This window comes from Ruegeria sp. HKCCD6157, from assembly GCF_013110685.1.
Taxonomy (GTDB): Bacteria; Pseudomonadota; Alphaproteobacteria; order Rhodobacterales; family Rhodobacteraceae; genus Ruegeria.
Map to the genome: position 1 here is coordinate 60466 of NZ_WVRB01000002.1, position 19894 is coordinate 80359.

Below are 19894 nucleotides of genomic sequence, written 5' to 3' on the forward strand. Positions count from 1 at the left end.
ATTTGGCGAAATCTGTTTTGCAAGGCACCTAACTCGAAAACGAGGGATCAGGAGTCAATTATGCCCGGAGTGATCGAGACACTTTCCAGCAACCTGTTGGTGCCGACCATACTGTTTTTTGCCCTTGGGCTTCTGGCGGCCTTTGTACGCAGTGACCTGTCCATTCCGGCGGGCGCGGCCAAGTTCATGTCGCTTTACCTGCTGCTGGCCATCGGGTTCAAAGGCGGTGCCAGTCTGGCCGCGCATGGCATTCACCTGCAACTGTTCCTGACGCTGCTGGGCGGTGTCGCCTTGTCCTTTGCCATCCCATTCGTGGCCTTTGGGCTGCTCAGGGTGATGACACGGCTGGATGCACTGAACGCGGCGGCGGTGGCAGGGCACTATGGTTCGATCTCGATCGTCACCTTTGTAACAGCTACCAGTTTGCTGGATCTGGTGGGGCTGACCCATGACGGATTCATGGTGGCGGTTGCGGCTGCGATGGAGGTGCCCGCAATCCTGTCGGCGCTTTGGTTGGCGCACAAGACCGGAAGCAATGGCGTCAAGGATGACAAGCTGTGGCGCGATCTGCTGGCCAACGGCTCGATCGTGCTGCTTACCGGTGCCTTCCTGATCGGAGCCATCACCGGTGGTGAAGGCATGCAGATGATCGCGCCCTTCATCGTGACGCCTTTCACCGGAATCCTGTGCCTGTTTCTGCTGGATATGGGCCTGTCGGCAGGGCGCAGCCTGATCAGCAACCGAGACAAGCTGTCGGTTGGCCTGTTCGCCTTTGGTGTCTTGATGCCCCTGATCGGCGCATTTATGGCCTGGGCGGTAGGTGCCGTGATCGGCTTGCCACAGGGCAGCTTGTTCCTGTTCATGGTGCTGTCAGCCTCGGCTTCGTATATCGCGGTTCCCGCCGCGATGAAGATCGCCCTTCCAAAGGCCGAGGCCGGGATCTATCTGACCTTGTCGCTGGGGGTGTCGTTTCCGTTCAACATCACCGTCGGGTTGCCGCTGTACCTGTGGTGGGTCAGTTGACCAGCAATACCGCTTCGACCCGACGGTTCAGATCGCGCCCTTCCGGGGTTGCATTCGATGTGAGCGGAGACAGATAGCCAACACCCTGCGCTTCGATCCGGTCGGGTGCCACGCCATGCGCATCAATCAGGCGGGTTCGCACCGCCTCGGCCCGGCTTTTGCTGACCGAAATATTTGCCTGTAGGGCACCGGTATCATCAGTGTGCCCCACCAACGCCAGGCGTGTGTTCGGGTTGTCGGTCAAGTATCCGGCCAGCAAGGTCAGCGAGTCAAACGGCCCTTCGCCCAGGGCAACCTCGCCCGTCGGAAAATGCAGATCATCCAGGATCACGTGGCCCGTTGCCGCCAAGGCCTCCAGCAATCCGACCGGGCCTTCCACGGCTTGCTCGACCACCACAGGGTCCGGGTCCGGCGCATCCTGGGGTGTGACCCGGATCATCTGCACATAGCCATCCGGCGGGTTGCGGCTGACCAGCAGGCTAAGGGCAACCGGCCCCTTGGTAGCCGACAAAAACCGGTAATCCTGAATGGCGACATACATGTCCGGGGTTGGCACGACCTCGGTGCCAAAGCGGAAGTCGAAACCACCGCAAACCCGCGCGTCGCATTCGAACAGGATCTTGTAGCCCTGCGCCTCGATCTGATCCCGCAACGGTGCCAGCAGCTGCAATGTCGTGCTCGACCCCGCCTGAAGCCGCCACGTATAGCGTTCCACGCGCCCTTCGCGCGTTTCTGCGGGAACCGAGCCATTTGCATAAGGCCCCGTCGGCAGGTCATAGCTGTCCAGTGGCGATGTTCGGTCGCTGATCTGTCGGGCACTGGCCGGCAGGGTCAGGTCCTGCGCGGCAACAGGTCCTGTCATCAGCAGGGCAACAAGGGCGGCGGCGCGGATCATCGAAACTGTGCGTGATATTCTTCGTTGGGCACCATCGCCGTCGCGCTGGCCACCCGGTTTGACATGTTGAAAAACCCGGCGACATTGGCGATGTCCCAGATGTCGCGGTCGGAAAAGCCTGCATCGCGCAGGCGCTGGCGGTCGGGCTCTTCGATCTCGGCGCTGGCAGTGGTCATCTTTGCGGCAAAGTCCAGCATCGCCCGTTGACGCGGCTCCAGCGGGGCGACGCGATAGTTCATCACCAGCATTTCGCCCAGTTGCGGATTGCCCGAAAGCTGACGCACCGCCGCCCCATGGGCGACCAGACAGTAAAAGCATTTGTTGATTGACGAGACGACGACCGCGATCATCTCGCGTTCCAGTTTGGTCAGCCCGCTGTCAGCCAGCATCAGGTCGTTATACATCGCGGTGAAGGCGTTCAGCTTGTCGATGTCGAACGCGTTGGCTTTCAGCACGTTCGGCACCATGCCCAGTTTTTCGACACAGATATCAAAGTATTTCTGCGTTTCCGGCGGCAGCGGATCGACCATGGGCAGGTTCAGCGCGGTAGGCATGTCTTTTTGTGTCACGGCGGCCTCTTCGGTTCAGACAAGATGACGGTAATGGTATTCGCCCGCGATCTCCATCCCGAGGGCACGATAAAGACCGTTGGCGCCCTCATTGGCCTTGGTGCAGATCACGCCGAGGTTCTGCGCACCATGATCCCGCGCCCAGAATGCCGCCGCGCGCATGGTCCAGTGGCCCAACCCCTGACGACGGTGTTCGGGCAACACTTCCAGCGCGTGGACCATCGCAGTGTCTGCATGTATCGCCACAAAAGCCACGCCGCTGGGTTTGTCGTTGTGACGCAGCAAAAATCCTGTCTTGGGGCCCTTGGCACGTTCCATCACCGCGATCCGCTCGGGTCCGATCCCGCCCGATGCCCAGATTTCGCGCATGATCTCAAGCGGTTCCCAGATCGAAAACACCATGACCGGTGGGATCGGCTGATCGATCAGCCGAGAGACGGGGCAGACATAGATGTTGACCGGGTCAAGAATGTCGTATCCCCGCTGGGCCAGCATTGCATCCAGGGCCTCATCCCCGGGCCGCAGGCAGAAGATGCGTTTTTGCCCCATGGCCAGCATCGCGGCCTCGGCGGCGTCGATATCGTCTTCATTGGCCGGACCCAATGCACTGGCCGCAGACACGCGCGACCCTCCGCCCTGCCCCTCACGCAGCAGAAACGGGCCAAGCCGCTGATAGCGTGCAGCGGGCCAGGTTCCGTCGACTATTTCCGCCCAGTTATCGCTCAAAGCTCAAGCTCTTTCGCCAGGCGGGTGGTGGCCGCGTCGATCCGGCCCCCGTCGGTGCCGCGTACAACCACATTGGCCCCGAAGGCACCGTTGATCTGAAACGGGTAGCACCCGATGGACAGGTCGCTGAAATCTTCGGCCAAGGCCGCCAGGGTTGCGGCGATATCGCCTTCTCCGCGGTCCACACGCAGAGTTTGCGACAGCAAAGGGCGGCCTCCGGTCAATGTTGGCAACACGCTCGCCACCATCGCCTGAAAAACCGACGGCACACCCGCCAGGACATGCACATTCGCAAGCGTGAACCCGGGCGCCGTCGAAACCGGATTTTCGATCAGCGTCGCACCGTCCGGAATACGCGCCATGCGCAGGCGGGCGGCATTCAGTTCCAGCCCGGATTTGTCGTAATGAGCCTGCAACAGCGCGCGCGCGTCATCGCGCACATCAATGGGTGTGTCAAAAGCGCGGGCAATGCAATCGGCCGTGATATCGTCATGGGTCGGGCCGATGCCACCGCTGGTGAAGACATTGTCATAAGCGTCGGACAGCGCTTTGACGGCCGCTTCAATGGCAGGGGCGTCATCGCTGACAATGCGGACCTCTTTCAGGTCGATGCCGTGTTTGGTCAGCTCCTGCGCCAGAAAATGCATATTCGCATCGCGGGTGCGACCCGACAAGATTTCATCCCCGATCACCAGCATCGCTGCGGTTGGATTGGCCATGGCACTGTCCCCTCTTGATCGTCCTCAGGGGCAGGTATAGGCCCTGAACCATGCGATTTGAAACCCCTCTTGTCCCCGCCCGGCTGATCCGCCGCTACAAACGCTTTCTGGCCGATTGCAGGCTTGAGGACGGGAGTGAGGTAACGGCCCATTGCGCCAATCCGGGATCGATGATGGGGCTGGCCGAGCCCGGCGAAAAGATTTGGCTGGAGCCCAACGACGATCCGAAGAAAAAGCTGAAATTCGGATGGCGGCTGGTGGACCACGAGAACGGGCATTTTACCGGCGTCGATACCTCGGTTCCGAACCGGGCGCTGCGGGCCGCTTTGGAAGCCGGTGAGATTCCCGAACTGGCCGCCTATGACACCGTCCGGCCCGAGGTGAAATACGGCGACAACAGCCGCATCGATTTCCTGCTGACGGGGCCGGGCCTGCCAGATGCCTATGTCGAGGTGAAAAGCGTGACACTGTCACGCCAGCCTGGACTGGCCGAGTTTCCCGACAGCGTCACAGCCCGTGGCACCAAGCATCTGGGCGAGTTGGCCGCGATGGCGTCACAAGGGCATCGGGCGATCATGCTGTATTTGGTTCAGCGAACCGATTGCGACCGGTTTGCTTTGGCGGCCGATATTGATCCAGCCTACGCGGCGGCATTTGAGGCGGCGCAGGCGCAAGGGGTCGAGCGGATCGTTTGCGGGACGCGGATAACGCCGTCGGGGGTTCGGGTGCAGACTGAAATGAGGATTTTGGCCGGCTGAGTCAGTCCGCAACGACAGCATCAACCTCAATCTCGACCAGCCACTCGGGATTCACAAATCGTTCGATGGCCATGATAGTATCTACAGGGCGAGCATCCAGACAATACAGCTTTCGGGCTTCGATCGCCTGTTTCCAGTTTTCGATTTCGGTCAGGATGACACGCGTTCTGACAATATCGTGCAGCCCTGACCCGGCACGCTCAAGCGCATCTTTGATGATTTCGAAACATTGTCTGGTTTGCAGATAGACATCGCCGACACCCACAGTGTTGCCCTCAGCATCGACTGGTGCGGTTCCCCCGACCGCGATGAAGTTCCCGACCCGAACCGCTCGGCTGAACCCAACGATGCTTTCCATGGGGTTTCCGTTAGAGATCAATTCTCGTTTCTGTGACATGCATCCGGTTCCCTGATTTTCTCAAGAAAAAGTGCAATCATTAGATACTGATCCGCCTGCCGTGAAAAGTGTCCAAGCCAGTAGCCGTACGGATTGCAGTCGAGGCGGTGGGGCCCGAGATGCTGCAATGCAGCCCCTACTCTTGAATCCTGAGCCAACGGAACCAAGTTTCTCGCATGGTTTACGCAGTCTGAACGCGCGCCCTCTGGTACTTTCTGCACAAGCAGCGTAAAAGGAATGCTGCGCGCAACATTTGGAGCTTAGCGTCGATGAAAGAGCATCGTGGCCGCCTGACCAAGGACGGCATTCGCATCTATGAACAAGGTGACTTTGCCGGGATGCACGCGGCAGGGGCGCTGGCTGCGCGGATTCTGGATGATATTGCAGAACATGTGTTTCCCGGTCAAACCACCGGCGCACTTGACGGGCTGATCACGCAGATGGTCGAAGACGCCGGTGCGACCTCGGCCACCATCGGTTATAAAGGCTATCAGCACGCCAGCTGCATAAGCGTGAACCACGTGGTCTGCCACGGTATTCCCGGTGAGAAAAAGCTGAAGGACGGCGATATCCTGAATATCGACGTCACCGTCATCGTCGATGGCTGGTTTGGCGACACCTCACGCATGTATGTGGCGGGCAAGCTGCCGCGCAAGGCGGAACGGCTGATCCAGGTGACCCATGACGCGCTGTTCAAGGGCATCGAGATGGTAAAGCCGGGCAATACCTTTGGTGACATCGGCCATGCCATCCAGTCCTATGTCGAAGCACATCGGATGAGCGTCGTGCGTGATTTCTGCGGTCATGGTCTGGGTCGTGTGTTTCACGCGCCACCTAACGTGCTGCACTATGGCCGCCCGGGCACCGGTGCCGTTCTGGAAGAGGGTATGTTCTTTACCATCGAACCCATGGTCAATCTGGGTCGCCCCGAAACCAAGACCCTGGCCGACGACTGGACAGCCGTAACCCGCGACAAATCGCTGTCGGCACAGTTCGAACATTCGGTGGGCGTCACCTCGGATGGGGTCGATATCTTTACCCTGTCACCCGCTGGCAAATTTCACCCGACTTATTCGTCCTGATCAGCGGCCTGCTCACGTAGAAGTTTCAGCAGCACCGTTTCAGCCCCCCACGGCGTGACCGCGTCGTGGATGAAGACCGGCGCGCGCATGGGTTTGCTCTCGGGGCCGGTTGAGGCTTCGCTGTCGCTTGAAAAGGTCCAGGCAAAAGGTGTCAGGGTGCGGTCCATGCGTGCACATTAGCACAACCGCGGGTCAAAGTCCCAACAACCCATGCGCCTGTGACATGTCCGTGATCACCTCGGCCCCCAGATCCGCCAGCTTTTCGCCGCCTCCATGAGGCGCATAAGCAAGGCAACGCATGCCGGCACGGATCGCCGCCGTGACACCACTGTGACTGTCTTCGATCACCACCGGATCCGTCGCGCCAAAGTGCTCGGCGGCCAGGCGGAACATCTTTGGGTCCGGCTTTCCGGTACCCAGCACATGGGCCGAGAACATCACGTCTTTGAAACGGTCCCAAAGCCCGTTCTGACCCAGAGTGATCTTCATCTTGTCCGGGCTGCCATTCGACGCGACGCAACAGGGGATACCCTTTTGATCCAGCCCCGCAAGCAGGTCTGCAATACCGGGGACCAATGGCACGCCTGCGCGCAGGCGGTCATAGGTTTCGGCATAGACCTGATCTATCCAGTCTTCGGGCAGAACGGCACCCATCGCGCGGGCCTTGTCCCGCACCCCCACCATGGTTCCGCCCACGAACAGGGACATGCATTCACGCAGTGCCAGATGCAGGCCATGATGCGCCAGATTGTCCACCAGCACCTGGTTCGAGATCACCTCGCTGTCCACCAGAACGCCGTCGCAATCGAAAATGACAAGATCGTGCATTTGGGATTCCTGCTGTGCCTCGCGCTTGGCCTATCCAAGCTGTCTGGTCATTGCAAACACAGGCCGCCGGCGAAACCGCGCGGAACGTCTCAGCCTGGCACACCTTTCCACATCAGGGAAATATGCGTGTCGCCATATTTGCGACTGTCTTGCAATGTGAACCCCGCCGGCGCCTGCATCGGGGCGTTTTCTTCCCAAACCAACAATGCATCATCCGCAATCCAGCCATTGGCCAAGGCGGCGACGGCCTTCTGCCCCATGGATTTCCCGTAAGGCGGGTCCAGAAAAACCAGATCATAAGGCGCGCCGGGATTGTCGCCCAACCGGGTCGCATCGCGGCGGACCAAGTCGGTTCGGTCGGCGCTGCGGGTCAGGTCGATATTCTTGCGTATCAACCCCTGAGCCACCCGCCCGTCATCGACGAAGGTGACATGCGACGCCCCCCGCGACAGCGCCTCGAGCCCCAGCGCCCCGGTTCCCGCGAACAGATCCAGCACCCGCAGACCGTCTAAATCGATCTGGTGGTTGAGCACATTGAACAGGCTTTCGCGCACACGGTCGGTGGTGGGGCGCAGATGCGCGCCCGCATCACCCTTGCCGACCGGGGCGAGGGCGCGGCCCCGGAATTCTCCGGCTATGATCCTCACGCCTTGAGCAGCGGTTTCAGGTCCGCGTTCGGGTCTGCCACGACTTCGGGATCAGCGGTCTTGCCCATTTCGATCAATCGCTTGCCGACCATGTATGCCCGCGGGTCATTCATCGCATCCACAGCAATCAGCCTGTCGCCCTTGTAATACCAGAAGGACACGGTCTGACCCTCGCCCTTGCGGGTCACCACGCGGTCATATCCGGTGTTCAGGCCCGCGATCTGAAGCTTGACGTCGTACTGGTCCGACCAGAACCATGGGGTCGCCACATAATCCTTGGCCGCACCCAGCATGTTCTGCGCCACGATTTCGGCCTGGTCGATCGCGTTGGGGACGCTTTCCAGACGGATACGCCCTTCGCCATGCGGAAAAGAGGCGCAATCGCCCGCCGCCCAGATCGACGGATCAGATGTGCGACCATGGGCATCGGTTTTGATGCCGTTATCCAGTTCAAGCCCTGCCATCTCGGCCAGTTGGGTTGAGGGGGTGATGCCCACACCGACCACGACGAAATCAACGTCCAGCGTCGTGCCGTCCGTCAACACGGCCCCCACAACCCGGCCATTTTCGCCGATCAGACGATCCAGCCCGACGCCTTCGCGGATGTCGGCACCGTATTCGCTGTGCAATGCGCGGAAATACGCGCTGGTTTCGGGCGCAGCCACCCGTTGCAGGATGCGGTCGGCCATCTCGACCAAGGTGACCTTAACGCCGCGTTTCGCGCAGACGGCGGCGGCCTCGAGCCCGATGTAACCGCCGCCCACAATCAACGCGCGGGCGCCTTTGGTCACTTTGGGTTCCATCTCATCAATATGGGCCAGGTCGCGCACCACGTGCACGCCGTCCAGATCGCCTCCGATGGCGGCAGGCAGGCGGCGCGGATCTGACCCGGTGGTCAGCGCAAGTTCGTCATACGGGATGACTTCATCCCCAACAGTGACCGTTTTGGCCTTGGGGTCGATGCCGGTCACGCGCTGGCCAAGCCGCAGAGTGATGTTGTTTTCGGCATAGAAGCTTTCGGGTCGCAGGAACAGGCGCTCCAGCTCCATCTCTCCTAAAAGATAGGCCTTGGACAAAGGCGGGCGCTGATACGGCAGATGCGGCTCGGCCCCGATCAGAGTAATCTCTCCGTCGAACCCGTCCTTGCGCAGCCGCGCCACCAAGGACGCTCCTGCCTGACCCGCGCCAATCACGACAATATGGCTCATGCTTTGCCCACTCCGCAGTTTTCCCGTGGTCTCTCTGATTTGACCACCTATATTGCGGCTTAGCCCAATTCTGCAAATCCAAACGACAGGAGCTGAAAAATGATTTCAACAGGAGACACCCTGCCCGAGGCCACACTGATCCAGATGGGGGCCGACGGGCCAGAGGAAGTTCGGATTTCAGACAAGACCAAAGGGCGCAAGGTTGTCATTTTCGCTGTGCCCGGCGCCTATACCGGCACATGCACCACCGCACATGTGCCAAGTTTCATTCGCACCAAAAAGCAGTTCGACGACAAGGGCGTGGACGAGATCATGTGCCTGTCGGTCAACGACCCGTTCGTCATGCAGGCCTGGGGTGAATCCACCGGCGCGACCGCGGCCGGACTGACCATGGTTTCAGACGCGGCCTCAGAATTCACAAAAGCCATCGGCATGGATTTCGACGCCCCGCCCGTTGGCCTGTTCGCACGCTCGAAACGGTATGCGATGCTGGTCGAGGACGGCAAGGTCACGGCCCTGAACCTGGAAGATAACCCCGGTGCCTGCGGGATCTCGGCGGGTGAAGGCCTGCTGGAGGTGATCTGAATTTGGCCGGCCCCGGTCCGTCCGGGGCCGCGTGAACCCAAATTAACTTGAAGCACTGCCTCAATGCGCGAATACTCGTCGCACATTATTGGGGAGATTTTTATGAAACTTAAGGTATTTTCATCCATCCTGACCGGCGCAGCGCTTTTGGCAGCCTGCGGTCCGGCCCCAACCCCGCAACAGCAAGCCGCACGACAGCACGAGATTGCCTGCCTCAGCGGCACACTGGGCGGCGCCTTGATCGGCGGCGCAATCGGCAACCAGTTCGGCGGCGGATCGGGCAAGACGATCCTGACCGCAGCCGGGGCTGCCGCCGGTGGCATTGAAGGCCAAAGATTTGCATGCTGAGGAGATTGGACATGAAACGGGCGATTTTTGTATTCACAGCTGCATTCCTGGCCTCGGCCACCAATGCCGAAACCGTGGCCGAGCTGCATGAAAAAGAATTGAATGCCATCGACGCAAACAATGACGGGTTCCTGTCCAAAGACGAGTTCGACGCTTTTTCGGACTATGCGTTTCAGGCCATGGACGAAGACAAGAACGGCACACTGGGTCAGGCCGAGGCCAAGCCGTTTCTGGACATAAAGCAGTTCCAGAATGTTGACCGCAACAAGGACAGCTTTATCTCAAGATCGGAATATGATGCACAGATGAATGAAGATTTCGGCGCGGCAGACCAGAACGGCAATGGTCAACTGGACTAAGCCCGCTTGAAGGAGCTTGCTATGAAGAAATGGATCGGAATGGGTGCTTTGGCACTGGCCGCGGCCTGTGACGTTCCGCAAGCTCCCGTGGTGACGGGGCCGGACGGACAGGTCCGCATCCAGATCAATTCGTCTGGCCTGACCTGCTATGAAAACCGGTGTCTGGATATCAACCCAGCGGCGCGCAGCGTGCGCCAGATCGGGAACAAGACCACTGGCATTCCACGGTCCATCGATGTCAGCGATGGCACCGTCACACCTGCGGAATTCAAGCAGATGGGCACGGCTGCGTCGCTTGCCGGTGGCCAGGGGTCAGGCAACGACCGCTAGCACAGGCTGTCCATCTTTCGGGCCAGCTTGGCGTCCAGTGACGACAGGCCACCTACGTCATGGGTGGACAGAACCACCTCAACCGTGCGGTAGACGTTGGACCATTCTGGATGATGGTTCCATTTCTCGGCCCAGATCGCCACTTGCGTCATCCAGCCAAATGCGTGCACGAAGTTGTCGAAAATGAAGGTCTTGGTGATCGCGTCGCGGCCTTCGACCATGGTCCAGCCGTTTTTGAACAGCGGATCCAGCAGCGGGCCACGGGTCTCGGCGGACAAAAGTTCAGTCATTGCTGTTCCTCCGGGTTCGATTTCCTGAACGGGCCGTAATCCGTCAGAATCTCGATCTCTTCTCCCACTGCGCGGCCTTCGGCGTCCAGATATTTTTTGACGGCATCGGCAAAACCCGGATCGCCGACCCAGTGCAAGCTATGCGTGCGCGTCGGCAAATAGCCCCGCGCCAGCTTGTGTTCGCCCTGAGCGCCCGCTTCCACCCGGGCCAGACCGTGGGCAATGGCAAAATCTATCGCCCTATAGTAGCACAGTTCGAAATGCAGGCAGGCATGATGTTCAATGCAGCCCCAATACCGCCCAAAAAGCGTTTCGTGGCCTATGAAGTTCAGCGCACCCGCAATGGCATGACCATCCCGTTCAGCCAAAACCAGGGCCATGTCATTCGCCATCGTCTCTTGTGCGATGTCAAAAAACCGGCGCGTCAGATAGGGTGAGCCCCATTTTCGCGCCCCGGTGTCCTGATAGAACCGCCAAAACGCATCCCAGTGTTCCGGGCGCAGGTCATCGCCCGTCAATGTGCGGATTTCACCGCCAAAGCCATTGGCCTGCGCCCGTTCCTTGCGGATGTTCTTGCGCTTGCGTGAGGACAAGGCCGCAAGGAAGTCATCGAATTCGGCGTAGCCATCATTCAGCCAGTGAAACTGTTGCGAGCTGCGAAGCATTAGCCCCATCTGCTCACCCGCCAATGCCTCGGCTTCTGTACAGAAGGTCACGTGAACCGAAGAAACCTGATTGTCGGCCACCAGTTGAACGGCACCCTGCACCAAAGCCGACATTCCGATCCTGTCATAGCCCGGGCGCACCAGAAACCGCCGCCCGGTGGCGGGTGTGAACGGCACCGCAATTTGCAGCTTGGGATAATACCGCCCGCCTGCGCTTTCATAGGCATGGGCCCAGCTGTGGTCAAAGATGTATTCGCCTTGGCTGTGCGATTTGGCATACATAGGGGCCGCTGCGATCAGGATCCCGTCAAGAAAGGCGGTCAGGTATTGCGGTTGCCAACCCGTACCGCGCCCGACCGAGCCGCTTTCCTCAAGCGCCAGCAAAAAGCGATGCGTGGTGAAGGGATCAAGGGGCCGTCCACCATCGGCGGTCTCGGGGCAGGCGCAGGCATCCCACTCGGCCGCTGAAATCCGCGACAGAGACCCAATGACCTGAACTTCGATTTGGGCCTGATCCATGTTTCCTCCGCACCAGCCCTTTATCTGTGACCGAAGCGGCAGGGTTCAAGCTGAATGCGCAGCCAGATACCCTTCGAAGGTCACATTGTCGGCAACAATGCGGGCCTCTGCCTCTTGTTCGGGCGTTCGGACGGTCCAGCACAGGATCGGCACGCCTTGCGCCTTCAGTTCGGCCACGCGCGGGCGGGAAAGATCTTCCGCCTCGTGGCTGATGAAACCGGCCCCGACACGTTCAAAATCAGGAATGTCGCGCAGGGTGTCGCAGACGTCATGCGGCAGAAGCTCGACACTGGGCTCATAGGCGCAAGTCGTGATGCCGCGCGGCAGGTGCGGGGCCAGCCGCGCCAGTTCCGCAACCGAGTTTGGATTGAAGGACATCAGGGCCACCGGGCCGTCATAGCCCTGCAATGCGCGCACGGTGTCGTGCTCGAGGGCACCGATATTCATACCCATAACGCCGTCCTGATCCTTCAGCTCGATCAGCAGCGGCACTTGGCCTGCGACCATATCCAGCACCTCATCAAGCGTTGGAATGCCGTCATCACCATACAGAAGGGTCAATTCGGACGCCGCCGCCGCCGACACCTGCCGGATCGGCCCGGGCTGGCCGGTCAGACGCCCCATGTCGTAATCATGGAATACGACGGCACGATCATCAGATGTCAGCTGAAGGTCGATCTCGATCCCGTATCCGGCATCAATGGCGGCACGAATGGCCGCCCGGCTGTTTTCCGGGCGGTTGTTCGAGACGTCATGCAGCGCCCGATGAGCAATCGGGGCCTGCAAAAACGCAGCTGGCAGGGGCGGTATCATTCGATCTCGAAAATGCCTTCGATCTCGACCGCCACGCCCAACGGCAGCGACGCGGCACTTACGGCAGAGCGCGAGTGGCGACCGGCGTCGCCCAGCGCTTCGACCAGAAAGTCGGATGCGCCGTTGATCACTTGCGGCTGCGCAGTGAAATCTGCGGTCGAGTTCACGAAACCGGTCAGCTTGATGACACGCACCAGTTTGTCGATATCTCCGCCACAGGCCGCCTTGACCTGCGCCAGCAGATTGATCGCGCAGACCCGCGCCGCTGCGGCTCCGGCCTCGACATCCATGTCATCGCCCAGCTTGCCGGTGATCAGCTCGTCTGATTTCGATATCTGGCCGGACACGTACACGATATTGCCCACACGTACATACGGCACATAATTTGCCGCTGGAGCCGGTGCGTCGCCCAGCGTGACACCGAGGCTTTCCAATTTTGCAGCGATGCTCATTGAGAGGGTCCTTCCCTGATTGACTCTGCCGGACGCTAACCGGGAAGCACATCCGTGGAAAGACGGAATGCGGCAAATTCCGGCTTGCATGCGATCTGAGCATATCTTTACTTATTATGACTTGCAGATGCTCAATTGCTTTACCCGGACCTGACGAACAGGTTACACGCTAGGTGTTTCATTTGAGACCTGAAACGACTATGTGACAAGAACTTGTGCCTTACAGGCGTGTAAGTATTGGTGATGTGTGATTGTTGGCCCGGCAGAACGGATGTCGGGCATTTGGGAGAAGCAAAGATCGTGTCGAGCAGATTTTGCCTGAAACACCTGGTTGTCCTGTCGCTCATGGCCATTCTGTCCGCCTGTGCAACGACCCCGCCCGAGGGCGCCGCACGCAGCGACGTGTTTGACCCCTACGAAAACGCGAACCGGGGAATTCACAAGTTCAATCTGGGCGTTGACCGGTTTCTGTTTCGACCTGCGTCGAAAGGGTACGTGAAGATCGTTCCTGATCCCATGGTCACCAGTTTCAGCACATTCGCCGAAAACATCTCGCTGCCCGGACAAGCGGTCGACTACCTGCTTCAGGGCAACCCGAAACAGATGGGCAATGCGCTGCTGCGCTTTGTGATCAACATGACCGTGGGCGGCTTTGGCCTGTCCGCGCCCGCAGATGAGCTGAACCTGCCGCCCGTCGATACTGATTTCGGTGAGACCCTGCACGTCTGGGGGGTCGGTGAAGGGGCTTATGTTGAACTGCCTTTCTATGGCCCGTCGACCCAAAGGGATGCCATCGGGGTCGTGATCAACCTGTTCTCGAATCCGATCAATTTTACCCCGGTCCGGCCCGCCGACAATCTGGGCGTTTATGCCGAAGTCGTTCGCCGCATGGGCGATCGTGGGCGGTTCTCGGACACCGTGGACTCGATTCTGTATGAAAGCGCAGACAGTTATGCGCAGGCCCGCCTGATCTATCTGCAAAATCGCCGCTTCGAACTGGCAAGAGATGACGAAGACGCCTATCTGGATTTGTATTCTGACCCCTATGCAGAAACCGGTACAGACCCGGTCAGGGACCCCTATTTAGACCCCTACGAGGACCCCTATGCTGAATAACGAGTTGAACCGCCGTAACTTTGTCGCAGCTGGTCTTGCTTTGGCCGTCTTGCCCAAATCTGCGTTTGCCCAAACCGAGGCATCAGCCAAGGCACTGGTCAACAGTGTGGTCAACGACATCAACAGGGTTATCGATTCGGGAAAGTCAGAGAATGCGATGCTGCGTGATTTCGAGAAGATCTTTGTGCAATATGCCGACGTCCCGATCATGGCGCGTTATGCCCTCGGTGCCGATGCCCGCACGGCCACCCCATCCCAGTTGAAGCAATTCACCAAGGCGTTTCAGGGCTATATTTCCCGCAAATATGGTCGCCGCTTCCGCGAGTTCATCGGCGGTGAGGTCAACGTGCGCAATGCCCGCAAGATCAAGGCCGGATATGAAGTGCGCACAATGGTCAAGCTGCGCGGCTCGGCGCCGTTTGATGTGACGTTCCTTGTTTCGGACAAGTCGGGGCGTGAAAAATTCTACAACATGTTCATCGAAGGCGTGAATCTGCTGCTGACCGAACGCACCGAAATCGGCGCGATGCTGGACGCCCGCAAAGGCAACCTGAACCAGTTGATCAAAGACCTGAAAAAGACGGGTTGATCCGGTTCACTTGCGACCAGGCATTGAATTACGCCTTTGACAACAGTGGGGCAGAAGCGCCTGACCGCCTGTTTTTTCAGCGCGCCGCGGCTACATGTCGAGCTCACGGCATGTAACTGCGCACCAATGCGCCCGCAATCAGAGCCCACCCGTCGGCAATCACGAAAAACGCCAGCTTGAATGGCAAGGATACGATGGCCGGTGGCACCATCATCATGCCCATCGACATCAATACAGCAGCCACGACAAGATCGATGATCAGAAACGGCAGGAAAATCAGAAACCCGATCTGAAACGCCCGTGCGATTTCCGACAGCATGAAGGACGGCATCAAGACCGACAATGGCGCTTGTGCGGACAACTCCATAGCCTCACCACCGGGGCGCAAAGCCGCCATGGCATAGAACGTATCCGCATCCAGTCGGGCCGCCATGAAGGCACGGAACGGTTCCAACGCGCGCTCCAACGCTGGTTCCACTTCCATCGTCTCTTCCATCATCGGTCGTATCCCTGTCGCCCATGCTTCTGAAAACACCGGGTCCATGATGAAATAGGTCAGGAACAACGCCAGGCTGACCAACAGCATATTGGGCGGAGATTGTTGCAGGCCGATCCCTTGCCGCAGGATCGACAGAACGGTGATCAGGAAGGGAAAGCAGGTGATCATGATCGCCAGCCCCGGAGCGATGCTCAGTACTGTGATCAGCAGAATCAGCTGGATCGTCCGGGCGGAAATCGACCCGCCCTCGCCCAGGGACAAGGTCAAATCCTGGGCAGCGGCCAGTGAGGGCGTCAACACGGCCACCAAAGCCAGGCAGATTACATAGCGCATCAACCGATTCCGTTGTGCAAATCCGCAATCTCGGTCAAGCGCACTGCAAGTTGCCCTGCCTGATCGCCTTCTATTTCTTCCAACAGCCCGCGCGCCACCAACTGATCCCCAACATAGAGGTCAACCGGATCTTCGATCCGTTTGTCCAGAGTCAGCACGGCATTCTCTCCCATGTTCAACAGGTCCTTGATCAACGGGCGCGCACGACCGACGGAAACGGTCACTTCAATCGGGACCGAGTCGAAGGGGTTGGGTTTTTCAGATTTCGGGATCTGGGTGTCATTCATTGGACAAAGCCTCTCTTGTCTCAAAGACATAAGCGTCAAAGATCTGTTCGATGGCGGCGAGCAAAGCGGTGCAATCAACCTCACGCCGGCTCGTGCCGACTTGAAGGCGGGCCTGACCCGGCTCCAGGTCCGAGTGTTCGATCACCTGAGGAGTGGAATGCAGATCTTGCGGCAACAGCGCTGCGACACTCTCGGCACAACCCGGCGGCACCAAAATCTGCATCGGCTGCTCTATCCGCGAACGCGCCATTTCACAGAGTTGCTCCACGATGCGGGCTGCAAGGCCGCGCTCGGCCATCTCAGGCAGTACGGTCTGAACCAGGCTGGTGAACATGGGCTCCAACGACAGGGTCATGCGGGCGATGGCTTCGTGATAGGTGAAAGACATATCCTCAAGCGACCTTGCCAATTCAGCCGAAATCTGGCTGCGGCTTTGCTCCTGCGCCCGCGAGGCATCTTCCCAACCGGCCCCATACCCGTCTTCGAAGGCAGCGAGCCGTTGTTCTTCCAGCGTGTCCTCATTCAAGATCAGAACAGGCCCCGTACCGGTCTGGGTGGTGAAATCCTCAAGAAGATGAGCAATCGACATCACACCCGCTCCTCACCTTCTTCAAGCCAACTGCGCAGGATCTCGACAGTTTCTTCCTGCTTTTCACCGATCATGGCGCGCAGCCGGTCGACAGGATCCTCCGTGGCGCTCGAGCCGAGCGCCGGAACACCACGCTCTGCCGGCAGGGTCGAGAGCTCTGCCGGTTCCTCCGGCGCGATTTCACCTGTCAGCGCCAAGGTATCCGAATCCGCCCCTCCTGACGCCGCCAGCAGCGCCGGTGTCGGTGTTGCATTCGTCAGGATCGGGCGGATCACGAACAGGGCCAGCACGAGCGAAACCAAAGCCAGCACAGCCATCTGTATCAAGGACATGACGTCCAGATGGATGTTCTGCCAGAGCGACGACGATACCAGGGTGCCCTGTGGTTCGACCGACGGCAGATCCATGGATTTCAGTGTGATAACGTCCCCGCGCGCCGCATCGTACCCGACTGCCGACGCCACGAGCTCTTCCAGAGCGGCCAGCTCTTCCTGGGGCAAGGGCGTGAAGACTTCGGCACCGGAGGCGTCCACCGATCTTTTCCCATTAACCAGAACTGCAACCGTCAGGCGCTTGATCGCGCCGGCAGCCTTATGAACTTCCAGCTCTGTCTCGGAGACTTCGTAGTTCACCCGCTCACGAGTCTGGGTAGCCGTCGAGTTCGATTCGTCCCCGCCCGCCGCATCGCCATCCGGCAGGTTCGACGCCACGGTGACATCCGATGACTGGTTTCGGGCGCTGTCCGAACGTTCTTCGACATCCGTGCTGATCGCCACGCGGCCCTTGGGGTCAAAGCGCCGCTCGCGAATGGATTCCGTCTTGGTTTCGGTATCCACACTGACCTCGACCACGGCATTGCCTGTACCGACACGCGCCTCGACCAGACGCAGAACGCGTTCCCGCAACTGGCGCGACTTGTCGTCCGCAGTGTCCGCAGGCGCTGCGGCATCCTGCCCGCCAATCACGGCCCCGTGCGAATCAACCACCGTAACGTTCTCGGGCGTCAGGCCGCTGACGGCCGAGGCAACAAGGAACCGGATGGCCTTGGCCTGATCCCCGGTAATTTCGGTCCCGGAGGGCACGAGGTAGACCGAAGCCGTTGGTGACACGCTGCGCTGAAACGGGTTTGCCGTCCCGTTGGCAATATGGACGCGCGCCTGACTTATATGCGGGCTTCCGACAATCGTCCGCGCCAGTTCACCCTCTTTCGCGCGCCAATAGGCAGCATCGAACATCTGAGAGGTGGTGCCAAACCCGCTTAGCGAATCAAGCAGTTCGTACCCTTTGTTGCCGTTTGCGGGCAGGCCTTCGCTGGCCAGGGTCATTCGCAGCTCGTCGCGCTGCGCGCCGGATACGTAGATCGATCCGCCCCGGATTTCATATGTGACGCCGCGCTGGTCCAGCGCGCGTACTATTTCCCCGGCGGCACCGCTTTCCAGACCCGCATAAAGCAGCGTCATGGACGGAGCCGTCACGAGGCGCGACATGCCAAGGATTCCCAGAAACACCAGCGCAACCGCACCGGCGACGATGATTTGTTTACGCCTGTCCAAATTAGCCCAGACAGTTCCGATCTGCTGCACGCTCACCTCCGACTCGCCGGCATTCTGCCCGACGCACTCTCTGTTTGGACGATTGCTCTTAACAATCGGTTAGTCCCTGCGCGGTTATGACGGGGTCGGAACTGATGAATGAGGACGTCATGACCGACGCAACCGACGAACTGGCGGAACCAACCGGGAAAAAAGGGAAAAAGGGAATGCTGATCGGGATGCTTCTTGCCATCGCCGGCGCTGCGGGCGGGTATTTCCTGACGTCATCCGGATTGATTCCGCTGGGTGGCAAGGCCGCGGTTGAGGCCGGCAAGGACGAGGCGAAAGAGGAACCTGCCAAAGCGCTGGCGGATGTCGGTTTCATTGATCTGCCGCCGGTTGTTGTATCGGTGAATTCCGGCAATTCGCGACATTTGAAGTTCCACGCTCAGCTCGAAGTTAACGCGCCGTACATAGCTGATGTGAAAAAAATGCAGCCACGAATCATGGATGTCCTGAACGGATACCTGCGAGCTGTTGAATTGAAGGACCTTGAGGATTCGCTGGCATTGACGCGCATCCGAGGTCACCTGCTGCGACGCATTGGAATTGTTGTTGGCGAAGGGCGCGTTCGCGATGTGCTGGTGATGGAATTTGTACTGAATTAGGAGGCGGAATTGGAGCTGATTGCGGATATTTTGCTGGTCGCCGGTGCGTTGGGCGCGGGTCTTTATTGTTTTGTGCTGTCGCGCCGCCTCAGGCGGTTCACCGATCTTGAAAAAGGCGTCGGTGGCGCGGTGGCCGTGTTGTCGACCCAGGCGGAAGAGTTGAAGAAATCCCTGGACAGCGCGCGAAATGCCTCTGATCAATCGGGGGATCAGCTGAAGGCGCTGACGCAAAGGGCTGAGACCGTGGCTCAGCGACTGGAGCTGATGATGGCATCTCTGCATGATGTCATCCCCGAAGAAGAAACTGCTGCCCCGGAAAAAGCAAAGCCTGTCCAAGACGAGCCCCAGCCTGAAGAGGAACAGGGCACCAAGCACGAGAAAGCAGCGGAACCGGTCGAAACTGGTGCGCGTGAAGAGCAACCCAAAGCACCAGAGGGCCTGATGTTCTTCCGCCATGACCGCAAGCAGAACGGGGCGCAGGCATGAGCCTTGCGCGCAACGCCAAACACGATACACGCCCGCGTGGCGGTGTGCTTGCTGTCATCTCATTGCTGATGATCGGCTCGGCAGCCATTCGCGTTGGCTTGGAGGCAGGACCCGCGCTCGCCAAACCGGCGACACCCGAAGTCGTGGAAAACAAGCCTGCCGCATCCGAAACACGCGATGTTCAGGTTGTGCTGGCAGAGCTTTTGCGCCGGGAGGAACGCGTCAAACAGCGAGAGGCTGAGTTGCGCGATCAGGAAAAAGCACTGGAGATCGCAACCCAGGCCGTTGAAACGCGTCTGACGGCCCTGAAGGAAGCAGAAGATGCCCTGCGTGCCACGTTGGCGGTTGCGGACAAGGCGGCAGAGAACGATCTGGCGCGCCTGACGGATGTTTACCAGAACATGAAACCCAAGGACGCAGCCGCGTTGTTTGAAACTATGGACCCGACCTTTGCCGCAGGGTTCCTGTCCCGCATGCCGGCGGACGCAGCGGCTGGCGTACTGGCGGGTCTGAGCCCCGAAGCGGCCTATACGATCAGCGTTGTCATGGCCGGACGCAACGCCTCTGCCCCACAGGAGTAGT

At 59.5% G+C, this 19894-nt stretch carries 29 protein-coding genes; 12 read left to right on the plus strand and 17 right to left on the minus strand.

Annotated features, from left to right (window positions below):
* Positions 1-60: 60 nt before the first annotated feature.
* Positions 61-1023 carry a sodium-dependent bicarbonate transport family permease gene (locus tag GS612_RS10370; RefSeq protein ID WP_171233437.1) on the plus strand — a complete coding sequence of 321 codons (963 nt, stop codon included), beginning with the start codon at positions 61-63 and terminating at the stop codon, positions 1021-1023.
* Here the strand turns inward: GS612_RS10370 and GS612_RS10375 are convergent.
* Genes GS612_RS10375 through GS612_RS10390 form a run of 4 tightly spaced genes read right to left on the minus strand, consistent with a single transcriptional unit; the run spans position 1016 to position 3932 of the window.
* Positions 1016-1918, minus strand: coding sequence for an OmpA family protein (locus tag GS612_RS10375; protein WP_171640125.1), 903 nt, complete (start codon positions 1916-1918; stop codon positions 1016-1018). The two genes, GS612_RS10370 and GS612_RS10375, sit on opposite strands and share 8 nt — an antisense overlap.
* On the minus strand, positions 1915-2472 hold the full coding sequence (locus GS612_RS10380; RefSeq protein ID WP_152459932.1) for a peroxidase-related enzyme: 558 nt from the start codon (positions 2470-2472) through the stop codon (positions 1915-1917). Before GS612_RS10380 ends, GS612_RS10375 begins: the two co-directional genes overlap by 4 nt.
* A 30-nt stretch (positions 2473-2502) precedes the next feature.
* On the minus strand, positions 2503-3213 hold the full coding sequence (locus GS612_RS10385) for an N-acetyltransferase (protein ID WP_171640127.1): 711 nt from the start codon (positions 3211-3213) through the stop codon (positions 2503-2505).
* Positions 3210-3932 carry a molybdopterin-binding protein gene (locus GS612_RS10390; protein ID WP_171640129.1) on the minus strand — a complete coding sequence of 241 codons (723 nt, stop codon included), beginning with the start codon at positions 3930-3932 and terminating at the stop codon, positions 3210-3212. The genes GS612_RS10385 and GS612_RS10390 overlap by 4 nt, the downstream gene beginning before the upstream one ends.
* Positions 3933-3982: 50 nt before the next feature.
* Here GS612_RS10390 and sfsA point away from each other — a divergent pair, with 50 nt between their 5' ends.
* On the plus strand, positions 3983-4690 hold the full coding sequence (gene sfsA / locus GS612_RS10395) for a DNA/RNA nuclease SfsA (protein WP_171640131.1): 708 nt from the start codon (positions 3983-3985) through the stop codon (positions 4688-4690).
* Between the two features lies 1 nt (position 4691).
* On the opposite strand, the gene GS612_RS10400 is transcribed toward sfsA, so the two are convergent.
* The gene (locus tag GS612_RS10400; RefSeq protein WP_253283520.1) at positions 4692-5087 is read right to left on the minus strand and encodes a RidA family protein; all 396 of its coding nucleotides are present in this window, start codon (positions 5085-5087) and stop codon (positions 4692-4694) included.
* A 269-nt stretch (positions 5088-5356) separates the two neighbouring features.
* On the opposite strand from GS612_RS10400, the gene map reads away from it, so the two are divergent.
* Positions 5357-6169 carry a type I methionyl aminopeptidase gene (gene map, locus GS612_RS10405; RefSeq protein WP_152459408.1) on the plus strand — a complete coding sequence of 271 codons (813 nt, stop codon included), beginning with the start codon at positions 5357-5359 and terminating at the stop codon, positions 6167-6169.
* Here map and GS612_RS10410 read toward each other — a convergent pair.
* The 4 genes from GS612_RS10410 to GS612_RS10425 all read right to left on the minus strand — a co-directional run bounded on the left by GS612_RS10410 (position 6157) and on the right by GS612_RS10425 (position 8852).
* Positions 6157-6336, minus strand: coding sequence for a hypothetical protein (locus tag GS612_RS10410; protein WP_171640133.1), 180 nt, complete (start codon positions 6334-6336; stop codon positions 6157-6159). The two genes, map and GS612_RS10410, sit on opposite strands and share 13 nt — an antisense overlap.
* A gap of 25 nt (positions 6337-6361) precedes the next feature.
* On the minus strand, positions 6362-6997 hold the full coding sequence (locus GS612_RS10415; protein ID WP_171640135.1) for an HAD family phosphatase: 636 nt from the start codon (positions 6995-6997) through the stop codon (positions 6362-6364).
* Between the two features lie 89 nt (positions 6998-7086).
* A complete protein-coding gene (rsmD, locus tag GS612_RS10420; RefSeq protein WP_171640137.1) occupies positions 7087-7644 on the minus strand; it encodes a 16S rRNA (guanine(966)-N(2))-methyltransferase RsmD in 558 nt (185 codons plus the stop codon).
* Positions 7641-8852 (minus strand): NAD(P)/FAD-dependent oxidoreductase, encoded by a 1212-nt coding sequence (locus GS612_RS10425; protein WP_171640139.1) that lies wholly within the window; start codon positions 8850-8852, stop codon positions 7641-7643. Before GS612_RS10425 ends, rsmD begins: the two co-directional genes overlap by 4 nt.
* A gap of 99 nt (positions 8853-8951) precedes the next feature.
* Between GS612_RS10425 and GS612_RS10430 the strand changes: the two genes are divergently transcribed.
* From GS612_RS10430 to GS612_RS10445, 4 genes are all read left to right on the plus strand, one after another.
* Positions 8952-9437: a peroxiredoxin gene (locus GS612_RS10430; protein WP_171229944.1), complete on the plus strand. Its 486-nt coding sequence runs from the start codon at positions 8952-8954 to the stop codon at positions 9435-9437.
* A 102-nt stretch (positions 9438-9539) separates the two neighbouring features.
* Positions 9540-9785 (plus strand): glycine zipper 2TM domain-containing protein, encoded by a 246-nt coding sequence (locus GS612_RS10435; RefSeq protein WP_152459414.1) that lies wholly within the window; start codon positions 9540-9542, stop codon positions 9783-9785.
* 11 nt (positions 9786-9796) lie between these two features.
* Positions 9797-10144, plus strand: a complete 348-nt coding sequence (locus tag GS612_RS10440; protein WP_170346724.1) for a hypothetical protein — start codon at positions 9797-9799, stop codon at positions 10142-10144.
* Between the two features lie 21 nt (positions 10145-10165).
* The gene (locus tag GS612_RS10445; protein ID WP_171117123.1) at positions 10166-10474 is read left to right on the plus strand and encodes a hypothetical protein; all 309 of its coding nucleotides are present in this window, start codon (positions 10166-10168) and stop codon (positions 10472-10474) included.
* Here the strand turns inward: GS612_RS10445 and GS612_RS10450 are convergent.
* Genes GS612_RS10450 through GS612_RS10465 form a run of 4 tightly spaced genes read right to left on the minus strand, consistent with a single transcriptional unit; the run spans position 10471 to position 13213 of the window.
* Positions 10471-10764: a 4a-hydroxytetrahydrobiopterin dehydratase gene (locus tag GS612_RS10450; RefSeq protein WP_152459417.1), complete on the minus strand. Its 294-nt coding sequence runs from the start codon at positions 10762-10764 to the stop codon at positions 10471-10473. The genes GS612_RS10445 and GS612_RS10450 overlap by 4 nt on opposite strands.
* Positions 10761-11948, minus strand: a complete 1188-nt coding sequence (locus GS612_RS10455) for a GNAT family N-acetyltransferase (RefSeq protein ID WP_171640141.1) — start codon at positions 11946-11948, stop codon at positions 10761-10763. Before GS612_RS10455 ends, GS612_RS10450 begins: the two co-directional genes overlap by 4 nt.
* Positions 11949-11993: 45 nt before the next feature.
* On the minus strand, positions 11994-12761 hold the full coding sequence (locus GS612_RS10460; RefSeq protein WP_171117120.1) for a glycerophosphodiester phosphodiesterase family protein: 768 nt from the start codon (positions 12759-12761) through the stop codon (positions 11994-11996).
* Positions 12758-13213: a RidA family protein gene (locus tag GS612_RS10465; RefSeq protein WP_152459420.1), complete on the minus strand. Its 456-nt coding sequence runs from the start codon at positions 13211-13213 to the stop codon at positions 12758-12760. The genes GS612_RS10460 and GS612_RS10465 overlap by 4 nt, the downstream gene beginning before the upstream one ends.
* 345 nt (positions 13214-13558) lie before the next feature.
* On the opposite strand from GS612_RS10465, the gene GS612_RS10470 reads away from it, so the two are divergent.
* Together GS612_RS10470 and GS612_RS10475 are read left to right on the plus strand one after the other, a co-directional pair.
* Positions 13559-14329, plus strand: coding sequence for a VacJ family lipoprotein (locus GS612_RS10470; RefSeq protein ID WP_171230055.1), 771 nt, complete (start codon positions 13559-13561; stop codon positions 14327-14329).
* Positions 14319-14918, plus strand: a complete 600-nt coding sequence (locus tag GS612_RS10475) for a phospholipid-binding protein MlaC (protein WP_171640143.1) — start codon at positions 14319-14321, stop codon at positions 14916-14918. Before GS612_RS10470 ends, GS612_RS10475 begins: the two co-directional genes overlap by 11 nt.
* Positions 14919-15021: 103 nt before the next feature.
* On the opposite strand, the gene fliP is transcribed toward GS612_RS10475, so the two are convergent.
* Genes fliP through fliF form a run of 4 tightly spaced genes read right to left on the minus strand, consistent with a single transcriptional unit; the run spans position 15022 to position 18209 of the window.
* Positions 15022-15750: a flagellar type III secretion system pore protein FliP gene (gene fliP, locus GS612_RS10480; RefSeq protein WP_171117115.1), complete on the minus strand. Its 729-nt coding sequence runs from the start codon at positions 15748-15750 to the stop codon at positions 15022-15024.
* The gene (locus GS612_RS10485) at positions 15750-16037 is read right to left on the minus strand and encodes a FliM/FliN family flagellar motor C-terminal domain-containing protein (RefSeq protein WP_171640145.1); all 288 of its coding nucleotides are present in this window, start codon (positions 16035-16037) and stop codon (positions 15750-15752) included. Before GS612_RS10485 ends, fliP begins: the two co-directional genes overlap by 1 nt.
* Entirely contained in the window at positions 16030-16626 is a 597-nt protein-coding gene (locus GS612_RS10490) for an ABC transporter ATP-binding protein (RefSeq protein ID WP_171640147.1), read from the minus strand. The genes GS612_RS10485 and GS612_RS10490 overlap by 8 nt, the downstream gene beginning before the upstream one ends.
* Positions 16626-18209 carry a flagellar basal-body MS-ring/collar protein FliF gene (fliF, locus tag GS612_RS10495; protein WP_171640150.1) on the minus strand — a complete coding sequence of 528 codons (1584 nt, stop codon included), beginning with the start codon at positions 18207-18209 and terminating at the stop codon, positions 16626-16628. The genes GS612_RS10490 and fliF overlap by 1 nt, the downstream gene beginning before the upstream one ends.
* A gap of 119 nt (positions 18210-18328) precedes the next feature.
* Here fliF and fliL point away from each other — a divergent pair, with 119 nt between their 5' ends.
* The 3 genes from fliL to GS612_RS10510 are packed head-to-tail and all read left to right on the plus strand — an operon-like array spanning position 18329 to position 19893.
* Positions 18329-18826, plus strand: coding sequence for a flagellar basal body-associated protein FliL (gene fliL, locus GS612_RS10500; RefSeq protein WP_171117108.1), 498 nt, complete (start codon positions 18329-18331; stop codon positions 18824-18826).
* A gap of 9 nt (positions 18827-18835) precedes the next feature.
* Positions 18836-19312 (plus strand): hypothetical protein, encoded by a 477-nt coding sequence (locus GS612_RS10505; RefSeq protein WP_171640152.1) that lies wholly within the window; start codon positions 18836-18838, stop codon positions 19310-19312.
* Positions 19309-19893, plus strand: coding sequence for a MotE family protein (locus GS612_RS10510; RefSeq protein ID WP_171617049.1), 585 nt, complete (start codon positions 19309-19311; stop codon positions 19891-19893). The genes GS612_RS10505 and GS612_RS10510 overlap by 4 nt, the downstream gene beginning before the upstream one ends.
* Position 19894: the final 1 nt, after the last annotated feature.

Bases quoted from the DNA above. Each gene is read 5' to 3' on its own strand.
- GS612_RS10370 (WP_171233437.1), top strand. From the start codon at position 61: ATGCCCGGAGTGATCGAGACACTTTCCAGCAACCTGTTGGTGCCGACC.
- GS612_RS10375 (WP_171640125.1), bottom strand. From the start codon at position 1,918: ATGATCCGCGCCGCCGCCCTTGTTGCCCTGCTGATGACAGGACCTGTT.
- GS612_RS10380 (WP_152459932.1), bottom strand. From the start codon at position 2,472: ATGCCTACCGCGCTGAACCTGCCCATGGTCGATCCGCTGCCGCCGGAA.
- GS612_RS10390 (WP_171640129.1), bottom strand. From the start codon at position 3,932: ATGGCCAATCCAACCGCAGCGATGCTGGTGATCGGGGATGAAATCTTG.
- sfsA (WP_171640131.1), top strand. From the start codon at position 3,983: ATGCGATTTGAAACCCCTCTTGTCCCCGCCCGGCTGATCCGCCGCTAC.
- GS612_RS10400 (WP_253283520.1), bottom strand. From the start codon at position 5,087: ATGTCACAGAAACGAGAATTGATCTCTAACGGAAACCCCATGGAAAGC.
- map (WP_152459408.1), top strand. From the start codon at position 5,357: ATGAAAGAGCATCGTGGCCGCCTGACCAAGGACGGCATTCGCATCTAT.
- GS612_RS10410 (WP_171640133.1), bottom strand. From the start codon at position 6,336: ATGGACCGCACCCTGACACCTTTTGCCTGGACCTTTTCAAGCGACAGC.
- GS612_RS10415 (WP_171640135.1), bottom strand. From the start codon at position 6,997: ATGCACGATCTTGTCATTTTCGATTGCGACGGCGTTCTGGTGGACAGC.
- GS612_RS10425 (WP_171640139.1), bottom strand. From the start codon at position 8,852: ATGAGCCATATTGTCGTGATTGGCGCGGGTCAGGCAGGAGCGTCCTTG.
- GS612_RS10430 (WP_171229944.1), top strand. From the start codon at position 8,952: ATGATTTCAACAGGAGACACCCTGCCCGAGGCCACACTGATCCAGATG.
- GS612_RS10435 (WP_152459414.1), top strand. From the start codon at position 9,540: ATGAAACTTAAGGTATTTTCATCCATCCTGACCGGCGCAGCGCTTTTG.
- GS612_RS10440 (WP_170346724.1), top strand. From the start codon at position 9,797: ATGAAACGGGCGATTTTTGTATTCACAGCTGCATTCCTGGCCTCGGCC.
- GS612_RS10445 (WP_171117123.1), top strand. From the start codon at position 10,166: ATGAAGAAATGGATCGGAATGGGTGCTTTGGCACTGGCCGCGGCCTGT.
- GS612_RS10450 (WP_152459417.1), bottom strand. From the start codon at position 10,764: ATGACTGAACTTTTGTCCGCCGAGACCCGTGGCCCGCTGCTGGATCCG.
- GS612_RS10455 (WP_171640141.1), bottom strand. From the start codon at position 11,948: ATGGATCAGGCCCAAATCGAAGTTCAGGTCATTGGGTCTCTGTCGCGG.
- GS612_RS10460 (WP_171117120.1), bottom strand. From the start codon at position 12,761: ATGATACCGCCCCTGCCAGCTGCGTTTTTGCAGGCCCCGATTGCTCAT.
- GS612_RS10465 (WP_152459420.1), bottom strand. From the start codon at position 13,213: ATGAGCATCGCTGCAAAATTGGAAAGCCTCGGTGTCACGCTGGGCGAC.
- GS612_RS10470 (WP_171230055.1), top strand. From the start codon at position 13,559: ATGGCCATTCTGTCCGCCTGTGCAACGACCCCGCCCGAGGGCGCCGCA.
- GS612_RS10475 (WP_171640143.1), top strand. From the start codon at position 14,319: ATGCTGAATAACGAGTTGAACCGCCGTAACTTTGTCGCAGCTGGTCTT.
- fliP (WP_171117115.1), bottom strand. From the start codon at position 15,750: ATGCGCTATGTAATCTGCCTGGCTTTGGTGGCCGTGTTGACGCCCTCA.
- GS612_RS10485 (WP_171640145.1), bottom strand. From the start codon at position 16,037: ATGAATGACACCCAGATCCCGAAATCTGAAAAACCCAACCCCTTCGAC.
- GS612_RS10490 (WP_171640147.1), bottom strand. From the start codon at position 16,626: ATGTCGATTGCTCATCTTCTTGAGGATTTCACCACCCAGACCGGTACG.
- fliL (WP_171117108.1), top strand. From the start codon at position 18,329: ATGACCGACGCAACCGACGAACTGGCGGAACCAACCGGGAAAAAAGGG.
- GS612_RS10510 (WP_171617049.1), top strand. From the start codon at position 19,309: ATGAGCCTTGCGCGCAACGCCAAACACGATACACGCCCGCGTGGCGGT.